A 15016-nucleotide genomic window follows, 5' to 3' on the forward strand; every position below is an offset into this window, starting at 1 on the left:
GTCGGAAGCCCTCTATCTATTTGTTTTTACGCAATTCCGGACGCAAAACCGGTTCCCACTTTTGCTTAAATTGCTCTAGACCTTGGGCGCCAGCATGACGCCGATATTCTTCAGATCGAAACCCGGCTCCTGCACGATGAGGCCCGGTTCTTCTGCGATCACGTATTCGACGACCTTGGCCGTATCGTCGAGATGCCGCCGCATCAGATCATGAGCGGCATCGGCATCACGGGCGCGTATCGCCTCATAGATCGCACGGTGCTCCTGCTGGACCTCGTCGAAAAAGCCTGATCGTGGAATGGCCCGGCGCCGGACCCGGTCCAACTGTCCCGTGGCATTGTGAATGGTCTGCCAGACATCCGGAAAGCTGGCCAGCGTGCAGAGGAACCGGTGAAAGTCATTGTCGACTGCCAGCGACTGGTCGTAGTCCTGCCGCTTGGCGGCATCACCCTGAAGAAACATCAGGAGATCGAAGTCCCGGTCGTGAACCGGATCATAGACCTGTGCCGCAAGCCGGGCTATGCGCAATTCAAGGCTGGAGCGGATCAGATGCCCCTCGATCACACCCCTGAGCGAAATGCCGTTGACGAATGTGCCGCCGCTCGGCACAACCTTGACCAAGCCCTCCTGCGCCAGACGCAGTACGGCCTCCCGCATCGGCGTGCGTGAGACGCCGAGCTTCGCGCAGGTTTCCTTCTCGCTGATCGTCGCACCCGGCTCCATCCGCATGGTGATAATCGCATGACGGATGAAATTGTAGGCCGCCAGTGCCTTCGGCTGCCCCGCACCGCTCGCGGCACCGCTATCGGGCAGAAAATCAGACCGCCTCAAACTGTTGTTCATCCTCGTCCGCCTCCTCGCTCTACGCGCCCGGAGCCACTATACCGATATATCGCGGCTATGTCCCTAGCCACTTCGGCGTCGTTTGCAAGAAGATATCGCCTTTATCACAGGCAGACCCGGCCTCCGCGGGTCGTCCTGCCCCGCGAAAGCACTGGGAAGCACCGCCTGCCTCTATCGGCCGTGACGGATCGTCACCATTATGCGGAGGCTGGCCCCCGCTTCCGGCGCACCAACAGCACCATGGCTGCGATCAGCAGGGTTCCGAAAATGAACAGGAAGGCAGCCGCCGCGATCGCCGGGCTGATATTGTCTCGGATCGTCGAGAACATCTGGCGCGCCAGCGTCCGCTGGTTCGGGCCGGCAACAAAGAGCGTCAGCACGACCTCGTCGAGCGAGGTCGCAAACGCCAGCACGGCTCCGCTCAGGATGCCCGGCATGGCAAGCGGCAAGGTCACCCTGCCAAAGACGCGCGCGGGTGAGGCGCCGAGGCTGGCAGCCGCCAGCTCCACCCTCCGGTCGATACCGGCCAGCGATCCGGAGACACTGACGATTACGAACGGCACGGCCACGACCGTGTGCGCAATGATCACCGCCAGATAGGTGTTCGACAGACCAATCCGCGCAAGCAGGATCTGCATCCCGATACCGAGTACGACCGCGGGCACCACCATGGGCAGCATGAAAAGCATACGAATGAGCCCTCCGATCGCCGGCAATCGCCGCCTCAGGCCGAGCGATGCCAGGACGCCGAGCACTGTCGACAATATGGTCGTGCCTATGCCGACGATCAGGCTGTTGACGATTGCCCGCTGCCAGGCGGGTGCTGTGAACAGCTCAACGAACCAGCGGAACGAAAAGGAGGGAACCGGATAGATGAGCAACTGGCTCGATGTGAAGGCAAGCGGCATCATGATCACGAGCGGAATGATCAGGAAGGCTGCCATCAGCACGCCAAAGGTCCATTGGATGGTTTTAGCCGGCATCAGGCGCTCCTTTCCCGCTGGGTCGCGAGCCGGTCATAGACGGCATAAAGGACGATGGTGATAACGAGGAGCACAATGCCGAGGGCGCTCGCCATGCCCCAGTTGCCTGAACTCTGCGCGTGGAAGGCGATAAACGAGCTGATCATCTGGTCGCCGGCACCGCCGATCAGCGCCGGCGTGATGTAATAGCCGATCGCCGACATGAAGACGAGCAGCGAACCGGCGGCAATGCCGCTGAAGCTGAGCGGAAGCAGAATCCGAACGAAGGCCCGCAGCGGATGGGCCCCAAGCGAGGCAGCCGCCGGCATCAGGTTTTTCGGAATGGTGAGAAGCACGCTGTAGATCGGCAGCACCATAAGCGGAAGCTGCACATGGGTCATCGCGATGAGCACCCCGGTGCGGTTGAAGATCAGGGGTAGCGGGTTCGAGATGAGGTGAAGCTCGGCAAGCGCCGAATTGATCAGGCCCTGCTCCTGCAGCAGGATGAACCATGCGGCAGTTCGAACGAGGAGCGAGGTCCACAGCGGCAGCAGCACGGCTGCCAGCAGCACCTGTTTCTTCCAGCCGGTCGCAACCGCGATCAGCAGGGCGTAGGGGTAGCCCAGAAGCACGCAGACGATCGTGACCGTGGCCGAAATCCAAAAGGTCCGCTTGAAGATCGCCATGTTGATCGTGTGCTCCGGCGGCTGCGAGACGATCTCGCCCGCGTCGTCACGCATCAGATCGACTGCGGCGAGCAGATAGCGATCCGTCGTCGGAGACAGCGCATCGGTGATCGCCTTCCAGTATTGCGGCTGGCTCCATTTCTTGTCGAGCTTGACGAGATCGATCGGCTCTGCTGGCTGTTCCCGCACGGCCTTGAGCGTCTTGCTCATCAGCGTACGGAAGCCGGATTGCGCGCTGTTGAGACGGCGAACCATGTCGCCGACCGCCTGCTCGTCGGTCGCATTGCGTAGATCGACGACGAATGCCGCCTGAAGCTCAGTATCCGGCACACTCTCCCCATCCCAGGAGGACGCGACCTTCGCCGTCTCCGGCAGAAGGCGCGCCACGGCATCGTCCGAAACGGATTGGGTCAGCACGGTCGCAAGCGGCCAGACGAAGAACAGACAGATGAACAGGAAGAGCGGTGCCACGAGCAGGTACGGCCCGCTTCTCCACAAGAAGGTCTTGCCGCTCATGACGCGATCACCTTGCAGTCTTCGGGGCTGAACAACGCGGTGACCCGAGCACCGCGATGCGGCTCCGGCGATTTGCGGTCGAGGCGCGCGACATAGGATACGTCACTGAGCCCGGCGAGTTGTACCCGCAGATGATCGCCTTGATAGACGCAGTCCGCCACTGTGGCCGAAATCGCATTGCTCTGCCCCATCGCACTCACATCTTCGATCAGCGACAGGCGTTCCGGCCGAAGCGACACCGAGACATCCTGCCCTGCGGCCAGGCCGCCTGACCCCGCAACCCGCACCAAATCGCCGCTCCTTAGCCGGATCGCGGCCGAAGCTGCATCCACCGCCTCCACACTTCCCTCGATAAGGTTCGTCTCGCCAATGAATTCCGCGACGAACCGCGTCGCCGGCTCGTCATAGACCTCCCGCGGCGTTCCGATCTGTTCGATCTTGCCCTTGTTGAAGACGGCGATGCGGTCCGACATTGTCAGTGCTTCGCTCTGGTCATGGGTGACGAAGACGATGGTCAGGCCGAGCCTTTGATGAAGCGCGCGGATATCGAGCTGCATCTGCTCGCGCAGGTTCTTGTCGAGCGCGCCGAGCGGTTCATCCATCAGCACCACCCGCGGTTCGAATACGAGTGCACGTGCCAGCGCCACGCGTTGCTGCTGACCGCCCGACAACTGGGTGGGCTTGCGTTCTGAAAATGCGCCGAGCTGCACCATATCCAGCGCCTTTTTCACGCGATCGGCGATTTTAGTCTTTGAAACACCGCGCATCTGCAGCGGAAAGGCAACATTGGCGCCCACGGTCATATGCGGGAAGAGCGCGTAATTCTGGAATACGACACCCATGTCGCGCTTATGCGATGGGACGTCATTGACCTTGTAACCATCGACAAGGATCTGCCCTTCTGTCGCCGTCTCGAAACCGGCAAGCATCATGAGCAGCGTCGTCTTGCCCGATCCCGACGGCCCGAGAAGGCTGACGAATTCACCCTTCTCAATATCCAGCCGCAGCTTGTCGACGACGCACTGTTGTCCGTAATATTTGCTGACGGCATCGAAGCGAATGCGGAATTCGGCCACGCCATTCCCCTTCTTCTTGTCGCTGGATAGGTTGCTCCACCGGTCGCTTGGGCGAAGCGGCACGTATCTCTCGTTTATGTCGGCTTGGAAGACGCTGCATCTCTGCAGCCTCCCGATTGCTGGGAGACTTGGCTTCTTACTGAGCCAGCCAGGCGTTGAAGCGCGCGGTCAGCGCCTCGGAATTGTCGATCCAGAAATCGACATTGAGCGGGATCGCCTGCTTCAGATTGTCCGGATGGGTCGGCAGATTGGCATCGATCTCCGGCGGGATAGTAGCAGCAGCTTTCTTGTTCGGCATGCCGTAATCCACCTTCAGCGGCAGTTTCGCCTGGTTCTCGGCCTGGCTTGCGAACGCAATGAAGTCCATCGCAGCGTCCTTGTTCTCGGCGCCCTTGAGGATAACCCAGCTGTCGATCGCATACATGCTTTGCGGCCAGACCAGTTTGAAGTTCTTGCCTTCCGCCTTGTTGATGCCGGTGACGCGACCGTTATACACCGCCGCCAGACTTACTTCGCCAGACGCGAGATACTGCACCGGCTGGGCACCGGCTTCCCACCAGACGATATTCGGTTTCAGCTCGTCGAGTTTCTTGAAAGCACGGTCCACGCCTTCATCTGTCGACAGGACGTCGTAAAGCTCCTCCGGCTTTACACCGTCGGCGAGAAGCGCGAATTCAAGATTGTACTTTGCGCCCTTGCGCAGGGTACGCTTGCCGGGAAACTTACTCGTATCCCAGAAGTCGATCCAGCTCTCCGGCCCCTCCTTAATCTTGTCGCCGTCATAGCCCATGGTGAGAGACCAGTAATAAACCCCTGCGCCACACTCGTTGACGGCTTCGGGCAAAAATTCGTCCTTGACGCCGATCTTGTCCCAATCGAGCTTCTCATAAAGGCCGTCGGCACAACCAAGCGCCAGCTCTTCGGCTTCGACCTGCACCACGTCCCAGTTCGGTGCGCCGGCTTTCATCTTGGCCTGCAATACGCCATAACCGCCATCCCAGCTCTCTTCGATAAAAGGTTTGCCAGACTTTTGCGAAAACGGCTTGAAATAGACGTCGCTCTGCGCGGCTTGGGCGACGCCACCCCAACCGACGATGGTGAGGTCCCGCGCTTTGGCCTGCCCCGAAACGAGCGCGGTGGAGGCGAGCGCCAGAACAGCGATGGCCGCGGTCTTGAAGAGATTTTTCATTTTGTTCCCCTGATTAGCCCGGACCGTTATCCTGAGCCCTGAAGTTGCGACTGATCCTCTCGTTTCCTCCAGCAAAATGCGCGGTTCGCCCGCGTCTGTCTTTCGATGCCCGGCGTCAGACGTGTTGTCCGCCGTTGATATGGATTTCCGCACCGTTGATGTAGGACGACTGGTCGGTGCAGAGGAAATAGATGGTCCTTGCGACCTCGGTGGTCGTTCCGAGCCTGCCCAAAGGCACCTCTGCCTGAACCAGCTCGTCGGTTCCGGCCGACAGGATCGATGTGGCGATCTCGCCCGGCGCAATCGCATTGGCGCGAATGCCGCGTGGGCCGAATTCATGCGCCAATTCGCGTGTCAACGCCGCAAGACCAGCCTTTGAAGCAGCGTAGGCGACGCCTGCAAACGGATGTACGCGCGAACCGGCAATCGAAGTGACATTGACGATCGACCCTTGGGCAGCCTCAAGTTCCGGAAGCAAGGCGCGAGCCAGGAGTGCGGTTGATACAAGGTTGACGTTCAGCACCTTCATCCAGGTCTCGGCATCCGTTTCCGCTACACCCAGACGGCCGCCGCCCGGTCCTTTCGGGGAAATGCCCGCATTGTTCACAAGCGCCGCCAGCTTGCCGTCGAGCAGACGCTGGCGCACCGTATCGGCAAGCCCGTCAATGCTCGACAGATCGGCAAGGTCAGCCTGGATATGGCTCTCGCGGGCCGACGGCCAACGGCATTCCTCGGAAAACGGTTGGCGGGAAACGGTCAGGATTCGCCAGCCATGCTCCATGAAAAGCTTGACTGTTGCATGTCCGATTCCGCGGCTGGCACCGGTCAGAAGCATGTAGGGGGTAGTGGTCAAGGACAAAACTCCCGTGATCCGGCAAGAGACAGGACAGACCCGATATATCGGTATGTTATTGTCTCGAAAGAAGTTTGCAAGCGGTTTTCGCAACTGCGAAGACTCTACAGTCAAATTGAGACTTGCGCTCCGCCCGCTTCAGCTGCCGCAGGATCGTGTCGTCGCTTACCGGGATCCCGAGCCGCCGCATCAAGCGCTCGCCGGGTCGGCCACCCCCTTTTCGTCCTTCGAGAATTTGTAGAGCCCTTCCAGCGTCGGCAGGCTTTCCCAGGTCCTGGCAAGGGTCCGCGCCATCCATTCGGGTCATTCAGGCCGAAGCCGCTCTTGCGCCGGGCAGCGATCGCTGTTTCGCGCAGATCCGCCGGATCGGGCGGTATCCACCAGTGACCATGCCCGGCGGTTGCCGTGACGCCGCTCGTGCCACAATAGCCGTTGTCGACAAGGATGACCGAAGCGCCCGCACGCCGCGCCGCAGCGGCGGCCCAGTTCCCCGCCAAACCGCCGCCAATGACCAGCACATCGGCGTTCAATTCCACTAAATCGTGCTGCAGCGACATGGTTCTTCCTTACGCCGCCTCTTGCTGATGGCCGTGCCGCACACCGAGCCAGCTCAGAAGCCGGCCGCGAAGGGCCGCGAATTCCGGATCGGCGACATCGCGTGGCCTTTCCAGCGCGATCCGCTCTTCATGCGCAATGATGCCATCCTTCATGACGAGCACGCGGTCGGAAAGCAGCAGCGCCTCCTCGACGTCGTGCGTGACGAGCAGCACGGCGCAGCCATGGCGCTCCCAGAGTTCGCCCACCAGTTCCTGCGCTTTGATCCGCGTCAGCGCATCAAGCGCGGCAAAGGGTTCGTCGAGCAGCAACAGATCAGGCTGGCGCACCAGCGCGCGAGCGAGCGACACCCGCTGCGCCTCGCCGCCGGACAGCACCTTCGGCCATTGGTCCGCGCGATGACCGATGCCGACTTCATCGAGCGCTGCAATCGCCCGCTTCCTGTCCGGCGAGCCAGGAAGGCCAAGAACCACATTCCGCCAGACCCGCTTCCACGGCATCAGACGCGGCGCCTGGAAGGCGACGGATCGGCGCAGCGGTACCTCGACCTCGCCGGAAATTTCCTGGTCGAGATCGGCAAGGATGCGCAACAGGGTGCTCTTGCCGCAGCCGCTCGCGCCGAGCAGTGCCACGAACTCGCCGGCTGCGATCTCGAGATCGAGGTCCTTGAGAACCTCGCGCTCGCCGAAGCGCCGGGTAAGGCCGCGCACGTTCACGACGAAAGGGGTCGCGGCCGGCCTGACGGCCGTCAGGTTCCGCTGAATGCCGGTCGCCATGACAGGAATATCCTTTCGAGCGTTCTGACGATGAAGTCGACCGCAAGGCCGAGGAAGGCGTAGACCGCCAGGCAGACGACGATGACGTCGGTCTGGAAGAACTCGCGGGCATTGGCCATGAGATAGCCGATGCCGGCCGTCGCATTGATCTGCTCGCCGAAAACGAGAGCCAGCCATGCAATGCCGAGCGAGTAGCGCAGCCCGACCAGCGCCGAGGGCAGTGCGCCGGGCAGGATGATGTGACGGATCATCGCCAGGCGGGAGAGATCGAGCGTCCTGCCCGCTTCGATCAGCGAGGCATCCACGTTGCGGATGCCCGCATAGACGTTGAGATAAAGCGGAAAGGCCGTCCCGAGCGCGATCAGCGCCACCTTCGGCGCCTCGCCGATGCCGAACCAGATGATCAGCAACGGGATCAGCGCGACATTGGGGACGGTGCGCAACATCTGTACGGTGGCGTCGATCAGATCCTCGCCGAGCCGGAAAAGACCGGAAAGCACCGCGAGCAAGACGCCGACCGTGCCGCCGATCGCCAGTCCCGTCAGCGCCCGCCCGAGCGAGACCCACATCGCCTGCTGCAATTCACCGGTCTCGATGAGCTTCGCCGCACTGCTGAGCACCACGGAAGGTCCGGCCAGCACCTCCTCCGGCAACAGGCCGGTGACGGAGGCCAGGTGCCAGAGAAGAACAAGAAGCACCGGCCCCAGTCCACGCCTGAGCCAGCGCGGCACGCCGCGGCCGGCCGCCGACAGCGGCTCGATGCGTTTCAGTGCGACACCCGGCGATGGCGCCTGGCGGCGGTCGTCAGGCGCAGCATCATTCAGCTTCTCGACAGATTCTATCCTGATGGTCACAATGCTGTTCATCGGCCCGTTCCCATGGATCAGTTGGTCGGCAGGTCGCGATAGACGTATTTCGAAAGGTCGAGGTCGCCGGAAAGCACCCCGGCTTCCTTCCAGGTCCTGAAGACGTTCTGCAGCGAAACGGCGAAGGCATCGTCCAGCGGCACGCGTTTGAACGCCGCTTCGTCGTCATAGGTTTCAGCGACGATCGACCTGTCCTGCTTGGAGAAGGCCGCATAGAAATCGATATAGGCATCCTTGTTTTCGGACGACCATTTGTAACCGCGTTCGATCCGGACGGCAAAGTCGGCGATCGCCGCTACCTTGCCTGGATCGGCAAGCGCGCTGTCGGTGGCGCTGAGCACGCCATTACCGGTATTGATGCCCTGGCCGTCGATCAGCACGCGCGCCTTCTGAGTCCCGACCGTGCGGGCGAGATAGACGCCCCATGTGCCCCAGGCATCGATGCTGCCTGTCTGGAAGGCCGCGCTGGCGTCCGCCGGCGTCAAGAAGGCCAACTTGTCGTCACTTTCCTTGAGACCCGCCTTCTTCAGGACGCCGACCGTCAGGTAATGCGCGACGCTGCCGCGCGTCGTTGGCGAGATCGTCTTGTCCTTCAGGTCCTCGATGGTCTTGATCGGGCTGTTTTCCGGAACGAGCAATGCTGTGCCGCGTCCGCCGTTGGAGAAGGCGGCGACCACCTTGATCTTGGAACCGCCGGCAACGGCGCTGACGGTCGGGCTATCGGCTGCAGAACCGATATCGACGGCATCGGCCTTCAACGCCTCGTGCAGATTGACGGCTGCCGCATAGACCGACCATTCGATTTTGTAGGGCACATCCTTGAGCAGGCCCGCAGCCTCCAGCTTGGCGCGCGTCGCACCCGTCTGATCGCCGATGCGAAGCGTGACGCCCGACAGATCCTGAGCGAAAGCTGCCGAAAGGGGCGTGGCGAGGAAAAGTGCGGCCAAACCGCCGGCAAGGAAACTGAATGAGCGTCTGGAAAGAATGATCATGGATTTACCTCGGTTCCGGTCGGGCTTCTCTTGGGAGGATTATTCGGCGGCGACAGGAACGTCGCTTGCCGCATAGCGGTTGCGCGGCACGGGAATGCCGAGATTGCCGCGGAATGTTTCGGATTCGTATTCCTCGCGGAAAATGCCGCGCTTCTGCAGGATCGGGATCACTGTCTCGACCAGCACCTCAAGCTCCTTCGGCAACGAGACGTTGACGACGAAGCCGTCCGAACCGCGCTCGACGAGCCAGCGCTCGAAGGCATCGGCCACCTGCTCCGGTGTGCCGATGAAATCGGTGCGGGGCGTGGCGAAGCGCAACGCCACCTCACGCAGCGTCAGATTGCCCTTGCGGGCGACTTCGATGATCCGGTTCGACTGGCTCTGGTTGGAATTGGCGCCATGGGCGGCGACATCCGGGAACGGCGCATCGAGATCGTGCTGCAGGAAGTCATAGTCGTTGAACGGCCGGCCGAGCATGGAGAGCGCGTTCTCGATCGAAGTGAGATTTGCGAATTCCCGGTATTTCCGCTCGACCTCCTCTTCCGTGAAGCCGACGACCGGACGGATGCCGGGCAGGATGAAGAGCTTGTCCGGGTCGCGGCCGAAGCCTGCGGCACGCTGCTTCAGGTCACGGTAATAGGCGCTGCCCTCTTCGAGGCTGTCATGATGGACGAAGATCGCGTCGGCGCGCCTGGCTGCGTAATTTCGGCCATCTTCCGAAGCGCCCGCCTGGAAGATCACGGGCTGGCCTTGCGGTGAGCGAGCGATGTTGAGCGGTCCCCTGATCTGGAAGAACTCGCCCTTGTGATTCAGCGTATGCAGCTTCTTCGGGTCAAAGAAGATGCCGCTCGCCTTGTCGTGGACAAGCGCATCGTCTTCCCACGAATCCCACAAGCCTTGGACGACATCGAGATATTCGTCGGCGAGCCTGTATCGCACGTCATGGGCGAGATGCGCCTGTTTGCTGAAATTGGAAGCGCTGCCCTCAAGCCAGGAGGTAACGACGTTCCAGCCGGCACGGCCCCCGCTGATATGATCGAGCGAGGCGAACTGGCGGGCGACGTTGAACGGCTCGCTGTAGCTTACCGTCAGCGTGCCGACGAGGCCGATATGCGACGTGGCGCCGGCAAGGGCAGACAGGATCGTCAGCGGCTCGAAGCGGTTGAGATAATGCGGGCTAGACTTCTCGGTGACGAAGACGCTGTCGGCGACAAAGAGAAAATCGAATTTCGCCGCTTCGGCAAGCTGCGCCTGGCGCTTGTAATAGGCAAAATTGGTGCTTGCCGTCGGATCGGCATCCGGATGGCGCCAATCGCCCCATCCCATGCCGACGCCGTGGAGCATGAAGCCGAGTTTCAACTGCCGTTTTCCGGTCATCCAATCCCCCGTCGAAGAACTGCCGCGAGAATTGCGGCGTGGTTTTTTGATATTCGTCAGATTATTATCCATGAAATCTATGTAATAGATATTTTATTGCAAATTGCCGTCCGCAGATGAGAAAGGATTTCCATTCATTGCCGGCTTGCGCACATCGAAAAGGTCGGTGACGATGATCGAACGGAAGTCGTCGACGAGCACGGTCGCTTGCACGACCCAGAAACCGTCGATCGGCAGGAAGTTACCTCTTATGGTATAGCGCCCGCTTCCGATCCTGACTGCCCCACGCGTGAAGGGGCCAATGCCATAAGCCGGCTTTCCCAGATCGAGGCTGATCGACATCGGCTCGAAGGATTTGCCGTCGAGCCGCAGCTCGTCGATCTCGACTGTGACCGGACCGACCAGCGCCGGACGCAGGGTCAGCCGCGCCGTCAGGCCGTCCTTCGCCACCGCTATCGACTGAACAGGCGGTGCCGCCTCGAGGATGGCTCGCGGCGGCGGCGTGAAGCGCCATAGGCCGAGCACGCCGAGAATGGCGAACGAGATCGCCATTTCCGTAGCAATGCTGCGCTTCAGATATCGTCTGGCACCCCCTTCGCCGGCAAGCGCGCCCTCGGTCAGCCGATAGCGGTTGATCGCGGCAAGCCCGAGAAGCAGTACGACGAGCGCAAGCTTCTTCAGCAGAACGAGGCCGTACGAGGTCGTCCAGAGAGTCGAGACGTGGCCGACCTGGACGGTTGCAAGGAAGATGCCGCTGACGGCCAGCACGAAGACGACGGCTGTGATCGCCGTGGAAAACCGTCTGAGCGCATCCCCTGCTGCGCCGTCATTGCGGCCAAGCACATCGGCAAGCGGGATCAGAGCGCCGATCCAGGCCGCAACGGACAAGGCATGCAGGAAAACGGCCGGCATCATCAGATAACGCGGCGGCGCCGTGGATGCGTGGCCGGCGCCGGCGAAAGCGAGACCGACGACTATCAGCATTACCGCAGCAAACCACAATCGAAACCGCAGGCGCGAATGATGGGCGACCAATGCCAGAAGCAGCGCGGCGGCGGCAAGCAGCGTCGCGCGGCCATAGGCGGTCGACCACAGGCCGGCCGACCAGACATCCACGCGGCTCAATGCGGGGAAGGTCTCGCCGAGCGCATCAAGGCCCTGAAAGCCGATGAGAACAGGAGCAGCCAAGAGGCTGAGAATGACGAGTGCCGATACCGTGTGGCGGGCCGCCGGCCGCAGATCGATCCTCGCAAAAGCGGCGAAAGCGACGCTGCCGGCGCCGAAGATCAGGCCGAGCATCAGCAGCAGCCGCGCCACCCACAGACCGGATCGCACCGCAAGATCGGACGTTTCGCCGACGGAGGCGCCGGCCGCACTCGGCGCGCCGATGGAAAAGACCTGCCCGCCGCCGACGGGATGCCCGTCGGAAGAGGTTACCCGCCAGGAGAGGATATGCGTGCCGCGCTCCAGGTCCGGTGGCAGCGCATACGTTACCGACGTGCCCTTGCCGCCGTCATCCTTCAGGATTTCCGTCTTACCGCTTGGACGGATAAGGCGTGCCACCAGCGGCGTCACCGGCTCGGAGAATTGCAGGGTGATCGCCTTCGGCTCATCGGGAAGCACGGCGGCATCGGCGGGCTGAGACGCAATCAGGCTGGCATGGGCGAAAGCCGCCGCCGCGAGCGGCCCGAGATAGAGGATACAGATGACCGCCGCCCAAAAACTGCGGCGGACTGCTTTCGAGATTGGCGTCACGGTTCCACACGTACGGAAGGCGCAGGATGTTTCAGATCGTCGGAAGAACCGCCGTCGGTCGGGATTTCGATCCAGCGATCGGTGCCGCCTTCGCATTGCTGCACGACGGGCACGAATATCCGGCCGCTCGCCGCTTTTCCGACCGTCGCGCGGAAGACGAACTCGTCGTAATGGGTGTCTTCGAGCCTGCCGCCCGTCCAACCGATCTCCTTGACACCGCCGGCCCCACCATGGCCATGACCGGACGCCGCGGCCGCGTTGTGGACATCGTCGGCGACGATCGAAAGTGTCCAGCCGGGCTTCGGCTGCGGCTTCGCCTCCGTGAGGCTTTCCGGCAGCGCGATCCGCACGCCTGTCGTCGCCGAACCCTCGCAGCCATGCGGAACGCGAAGCACGAACTTCACCGCCGCCCCCGGCTTCACCTCCCTGTTTTCGAAGATGATGTGGGCGCTTGCCGGCAGGCCGAAGGAAACGGCTGCGACAGCCGTCAGGGCGAGACCGCGGGAGACACTTTGCATTGTTCCGTTCTTTCGCATGGGGATCACCAGCTCGCCGCAAGGCCGAGATGGCCGAGTGCCTGCTGCCTGAGATCGGCAAGACGCGGATCGCCGCGATGACGAGGATAGGGAAGATCTACATTGAGATCGGCGACGATCCTTGCCGGACGCGGTCCGAAGATGATGACGCGCTGAGCGAGGAAGATCGCTTCCTCGATGTCATGGGTGACGAGCACTGCCGTCAGCCCCGCTCGCTGCCAAAGCGAGACGAGCTCCGTCTGCATGGCGAGACGCGTCAACGAGTCCAGTTTCCCGAGCGGTTCGTCGAGCAGGAGCAGACGCGGCTCGTTGACCAGGGCGCGGGCAAGCGCCACGCGCTGCGCCATGCCGCCGGAAAGCTGGTGCGGATAGGCTTTGTCGAAACCCTTAAGCCCGACGAGTTCGATTGCGGCGTCGACGCGATGCCGGGCAGTCTTGAGGATGCCCTGAGCCTCCAGGCCAAGCGCGACATTGTCCCAGACGGTTCGCCAGGGAAACAGCGTCGGATCCTGGAATACGAGGATGCGCGAGGGATCCGGTTCGCCGACCCTCTCTGCACCGACCGTCAGCTCGCCCCTGGTCGGATGATCGAGGCCAGCGAGGAGGCGCAATAACGTCGACTTCCCGCAACCCGACGGTCCGAGCAGGGCGACGAACTCGCCCGGCTCCACGGAGAAGCTGACATTGTCGAGGACAGGCAACGGCGCTCCCTCGAGTTCGAACTGGTGCGAGATGTTGCGGATGCCGATCGGCTGGCCGGTAATCTCCGGCCCGACCTGCTTTAATGCAGTTGCGGCTACCATCTGACGAGGCCTTTCTGCCAGGAAAGCGTCCAGTCGCGAACGCGGAAGAGGATGGTGATGAGGCCGGAGCACATCAGGGCCATGACGAGCAATGCGGCATACATGTTGTTGTAAGCCGCCCAGCCCTGCGCCCATTGCAGATACCAGCCGAGGCCGGCCTTGACGCCGAGCATCTCGGCCACGACGAGCACGGCGAAGGAGGTTCCGAGCCCCATGAACAGGCCGACGAAAACGTGCGGCAGGGCCGCCGGTATCGCCACCTTGAGAATGAGGAAGGAAGGCTTGGCGCCCAGCGTGCGGGCAATGTCATAATAATCGCGGTTGACGCTGGCAATGCCCGACCAGGTGAGGATCGTAACTGGAAACGCGGTCGCGAGCGCAATCAGGAACACGCTCGCCGAGCCGCTGGTCGGGAAGATGAAGAAGGCGAGTGGCAGCCAGGCCGTTGCCGGCAGCGGGCCGATCAGCCGCAGGATCGGGTGCACCCAATAGCTTGCATTGCGCGACCAGCCGATCGTGGTTCCGATCAGGAAGCCCGTCACCGCACCAAAGAAATAGCCCTTGACCAGAAGTAGAAGCGAGTAGCCGACGCTGACGCCGAGACGCTCGTAATCGTCGAGAAAGACTTCGAGAATGCTCTGCGGCGAGGAGAAGAACGGCACCGGCAGAATGCCCGTCTTCGCCGTCAGGACTTCCCAAGCGGCGAGGATGACGGCAGCGGCCAGCAGCCAGGGCCCGTAATAGCGGACGGTGGCGGCGATCCGGCCGAGCACCGTGCCGGTCACGGCGACGGTCGCCGTGACCGTGGCGACAGCCACGGCGATCAGCGCCAGCGCCCGCCCGTATGGCTGGGGAATGATCTCCGGCCAGTACTCGACGAGCGCTGCCGCACCGGCCCAGCCGAGAGCCGCCAGAATTCCGGTCAACGAAGGCGTCCGGCCCTCACGTCGGAGTTCCTTGTCCACCGAGGCTTCAGCGCTGTCGGCCAGCGCCGGATCGAGAGAGCTCATGACCGTTTCTCCAATGAAAGAACACAAGGGGCAAAAAGCCTTCAACTGGCGGCTTTCCTTGGGTTCGGTTAGGTTTTGACCGGCTTTCTTCGCCGATCGGCTAAGTCTCTTCCTTCCGCTGGACAGAGTATTGCCGTCCGTCGGTTCTCGTACCAATCTCCAATGCGTGACCTAATGCGTTAGCTTCGGTCACAGAGTGACGTTCGGCTCCCGGTTTCCCA

At 62.0% G+C, this 15016-nt stretch carries 14 protein-coding genes and 1 pseudogene; all 15 read right to left on the minus strand.

Translation table 11 applies throughout. The features are described from left to right. Positions 1-75: 75 nt before the first annotated feature. A complete protein-coding gene (locus tag ACZ9DP_RS01500) occupies positions 76-843 on the minus strand; it encodes a GntR family transcriptional regulator (RefSeq protein ID WP_476199875.1) in 768 nt (255 codons plus the stop codon). A gap of 197 nt (positions 844-1040) precedes the next feature. After that, a complete protein-coding gene (locus ACZ9DP_RS01505) occupies positions 1041-1826 on the minus strand; it encodes an ABC transporter permease (protein ID WP_476199876.1) in 786 nt (261 codons plus the stop codon). Further along, positions 1826-3007 carry an ABC transporter permease gene (locus ACZ9DP_RS01510; protein WP_476199878.1) on the minus strand — a complete coding sequence of 394 codons (1182 nt, stop codon included), beginning with the start codon at positions 3005-3007 and terminating at the stop codon, positions 1826-1828. The genes ACZ9DP_RS01505 and ACZ9DP_RS01510 overlap by 1 nt, the downstream gene beginning before the upstream one ends. Further along, positions 3004-4083, minus strand: coding sequence for an ABC transporter ATP-binding protein (locus ACZ9DP_RS01515; protein WP_476202141.1), 1080 nt, complete (start codon positions 4081-4083; stop codon positions 3004-3006). The genes ACZ9DP_RS01510 and ACZ9DP_RS01515 overlap by 4 nt, the downstream gene beginning before the upstream one ends. 136 nt (positions 4084-4219) lie before the next feature. Then, positions 4220-5272 carry an ABC transporter substrate-binding protein gene (locus ACZ9DP_RS01520; RefSeq protein WP_476199879.1) on the minus strand — a complete coding sequence of 351 codons (1053 nt, stop codon included), beginning with the start codon at positions 5270-5272 and terminating at the stop codon, positions 4220-4222. Positions 5273-5387: 115 nt separating this feature from the next. Next, on the minus strand, positions 5388-6107 hold the full coding sequence (locus ACZ9DP_RS01525; RefSeq protein WP_476202143.1) for an SDR family NAD(P)-dependent oxidoreductase: 720 nt from the start codon (positions 6105-6107) through the stop codon (positions 5388-5390). 245 nt (positions 6108-6352) lie between these two features. Next, positions 6353-6682, minus strand: a pseudogene (locus tag ACZ9DP_RS01530) (FAD-dependent oxidoreductase); the annotation flags it as partial. A 9-nt stretch (positions 6683-6691) separates the two neighbouring features. Next, positions 6692-7456: an ABC transporter ATP-binding protein gene (locus ACZ9DP_RS01535; protein WP_476199880.1), complete on the minus strand. Its 765-nt coding sequence runs from the start codon at positions 7454-7456 to the stop codon at positions 6692-6694. After that, on the minus strand, positions 7429-8322 hold the full coding sequence (locus tag ACZ9DP_RS01540; RefSeq protein WP_476199882.1) for an ABC transporter permease subunit: 894 nt from the start codon (positions 8320-8322) through the stop codon (positions 7429-7431). The genes ACZ9DP_RS01535 and ACZ9DP_RS01540 overlap by 28 nt, the downstream gene beginning before the upstream one ends. Before the next feature lie 17 nt (positions 8323-8339). Beyond that, complete coding sequence (locus tag ACZ9DP_RS01545) at positions 8340-9314, minus strand: ABC transporter substrate-binding protein (RefSeq protein WP_476199883.1); 975 nt, start codon at positions 9312-9314, stop codon at positions 8340-8342. Between the two features lie 39 nt (positions 9315-9353). Then, complete coding sequence (locus ACZ9DP_RS01550; protein ID WP_476199884.1) at positions 9354-10691, minus strand: LLM class flavin-dependent oxidoreductase; 1338 nt, start codon at positions 10689-10691, stop codon at positions 9354-9356. A 93-nt stretch (positions 10692-10784) separates the two neighbouring features. Next, on the minus strand, positions 10785-12446 hold the full coding sequence (locus tag ACZ9DP_RS01555) for a copper resistance CopC/CopD family protein (RefSeq protein WP_476199885.1): 1662 nt from the start codon (positions 12444-12446) through the stop codon (positions 10785-10787). Beyond that, complete coding sequence (locus ACZ9DP_RS01560; protein ID WP_476199887.1) at positions 12443-12964, minus strand: YcnI family copper-binding membrane protein; 522 nt, start codon at positions 12962-12964, stop codon at positions 12443-12445. Before ACZ9DP_RS01560 ends, ACZ9DP_RS01555 begins: the two co-directional genes overlap by 4 nt. A gap of 23 nt (positions 12965-12987) precedes the next feature. Further along, positions 12988-13785, minus strand: coding sequence for an ABC transporter ATP-binding protein (locus ACZ9DP_RS01565; RefSeq protein WP_476199888.1), 798 nt, complete (start codon positions 13783-13785; stop codon positions 12988-12990). Next, positions 13779-14795: an ABC transporter permease gene (locus tag ACZ9DP_RS01570; RefSeq protein WP_476199889.1), complete on the minus strand. Its 1017-nt coding sequence runs from the start codon at positions 14793-14795 to the stop codon at positions 13779-13781. Before ACZ9DP_RS01570 ends, ACZ9DP_RS01565 begins: the two co-directional genes overlap by 7 nt. Positions 14796-15016: the final 221 nt, after the last annotated feature.

This window comes from Rhizobium sp. USDA 4016, assembly GCF_056279705.1.

What these genes read in the sequence shown, in the direction of transcription:
- ACZ9DP_RS01500 (WP_476199875.1), bottom strand. Translation starts at nt 843, where the DNA reads ATGAACAACAGTTTGAGGCGGTCTGATTTTCTGCCCGATAGCGGTGCC.
- ACZ9DP_RS01505 (WP_476199876.1), bottom strand. Translation starts at nt 1,826, where the DNA reads ATGCCGGCTAAAACCATCCAATGGACCTTTGGCGTGCTGATGGCAGCC.
- ACZ9DP_RS01510 (WP_476199878.1), bottom strand. Translation starts at nt 3,007, where the DNA reads ATGAGCGGCAAGACCTTCTTGTGGAGAAGCGGGCCGTACCTGCTCGTG.
- ACZ9DP_RS01520 (WP_476199879.1), bottom strand. Translation starts at nt 5,272, where the DNA reads ATGAAAAATCTCTTCAAGACCGCGGCCATCGCTGTTCTGGCGCTCGCC.
- ACZ9DP_RS01525 (WP_476202143.1), bottom strand. Translation starts at nt 6,107, where the DNA reads ATGCTTCTGACCGGTGCCAGCCGCGGAATCGGACATGCAACAGTCAAG.
- ACZ9DP_RS01535 (WP_476199880.1), bottom strand. Translation starts at nt 7,456, where the DNA reads ATGGCGACCGGCATTCAGCGGAACCTGACGGCCGTCAGGCCGGCCGCG.
- ACZ9DP_RS01540 (WP_476199882.1), bottom strand. Translation starts at nt 8,322, where the DNA reads ATGAACAGCATTGTGACCATCAGGATAGAATCTGTCGAGAAGCTGAAT.
- ACZ9DP_RS01545 (WP_476199883.1), bottom strand. Translation starts at nt 9,314, where the DNA reads ATGATCATTCTTTCCAGACGCTCATTCAGTTTCCTTGCCGGCGGTTTG.
- ACZ9DP_RS01550 (WP_476199884.1), bottom strand. Translation starts at nt 10,691, where the DNA reads ATGACCGGAAAACGGCAGTTGAAACTCGGCTTCATGCTCCACGGCGTC.
- ACZ9DP_RS01560 (WP_476199887.1), bottom strand. Translation starts at nt 12,964, where the DNA reads ATGCAAAGTGTCTCCCGCGGTCTCGCCCTGACGGCTGTCGCAGCCGTT.
- ACZ9DP_RS01565 (WP_476199888.1), bottom strand. Translation starts at nt 13,785, where the DNA reads ATGGTAGCCGCAACTGCATTAAAGCAGGTCGGGCCGGAGATTACCGGC.
- ACZ9DP_RS01570 (WP_476199889.1), bottom strand. Translation starts at nt 14,795, where the DNA reads ATGAGCTCTCTCGATCCGGCGCTGGCCGACAGCGCTGAAGCCTCGGTG.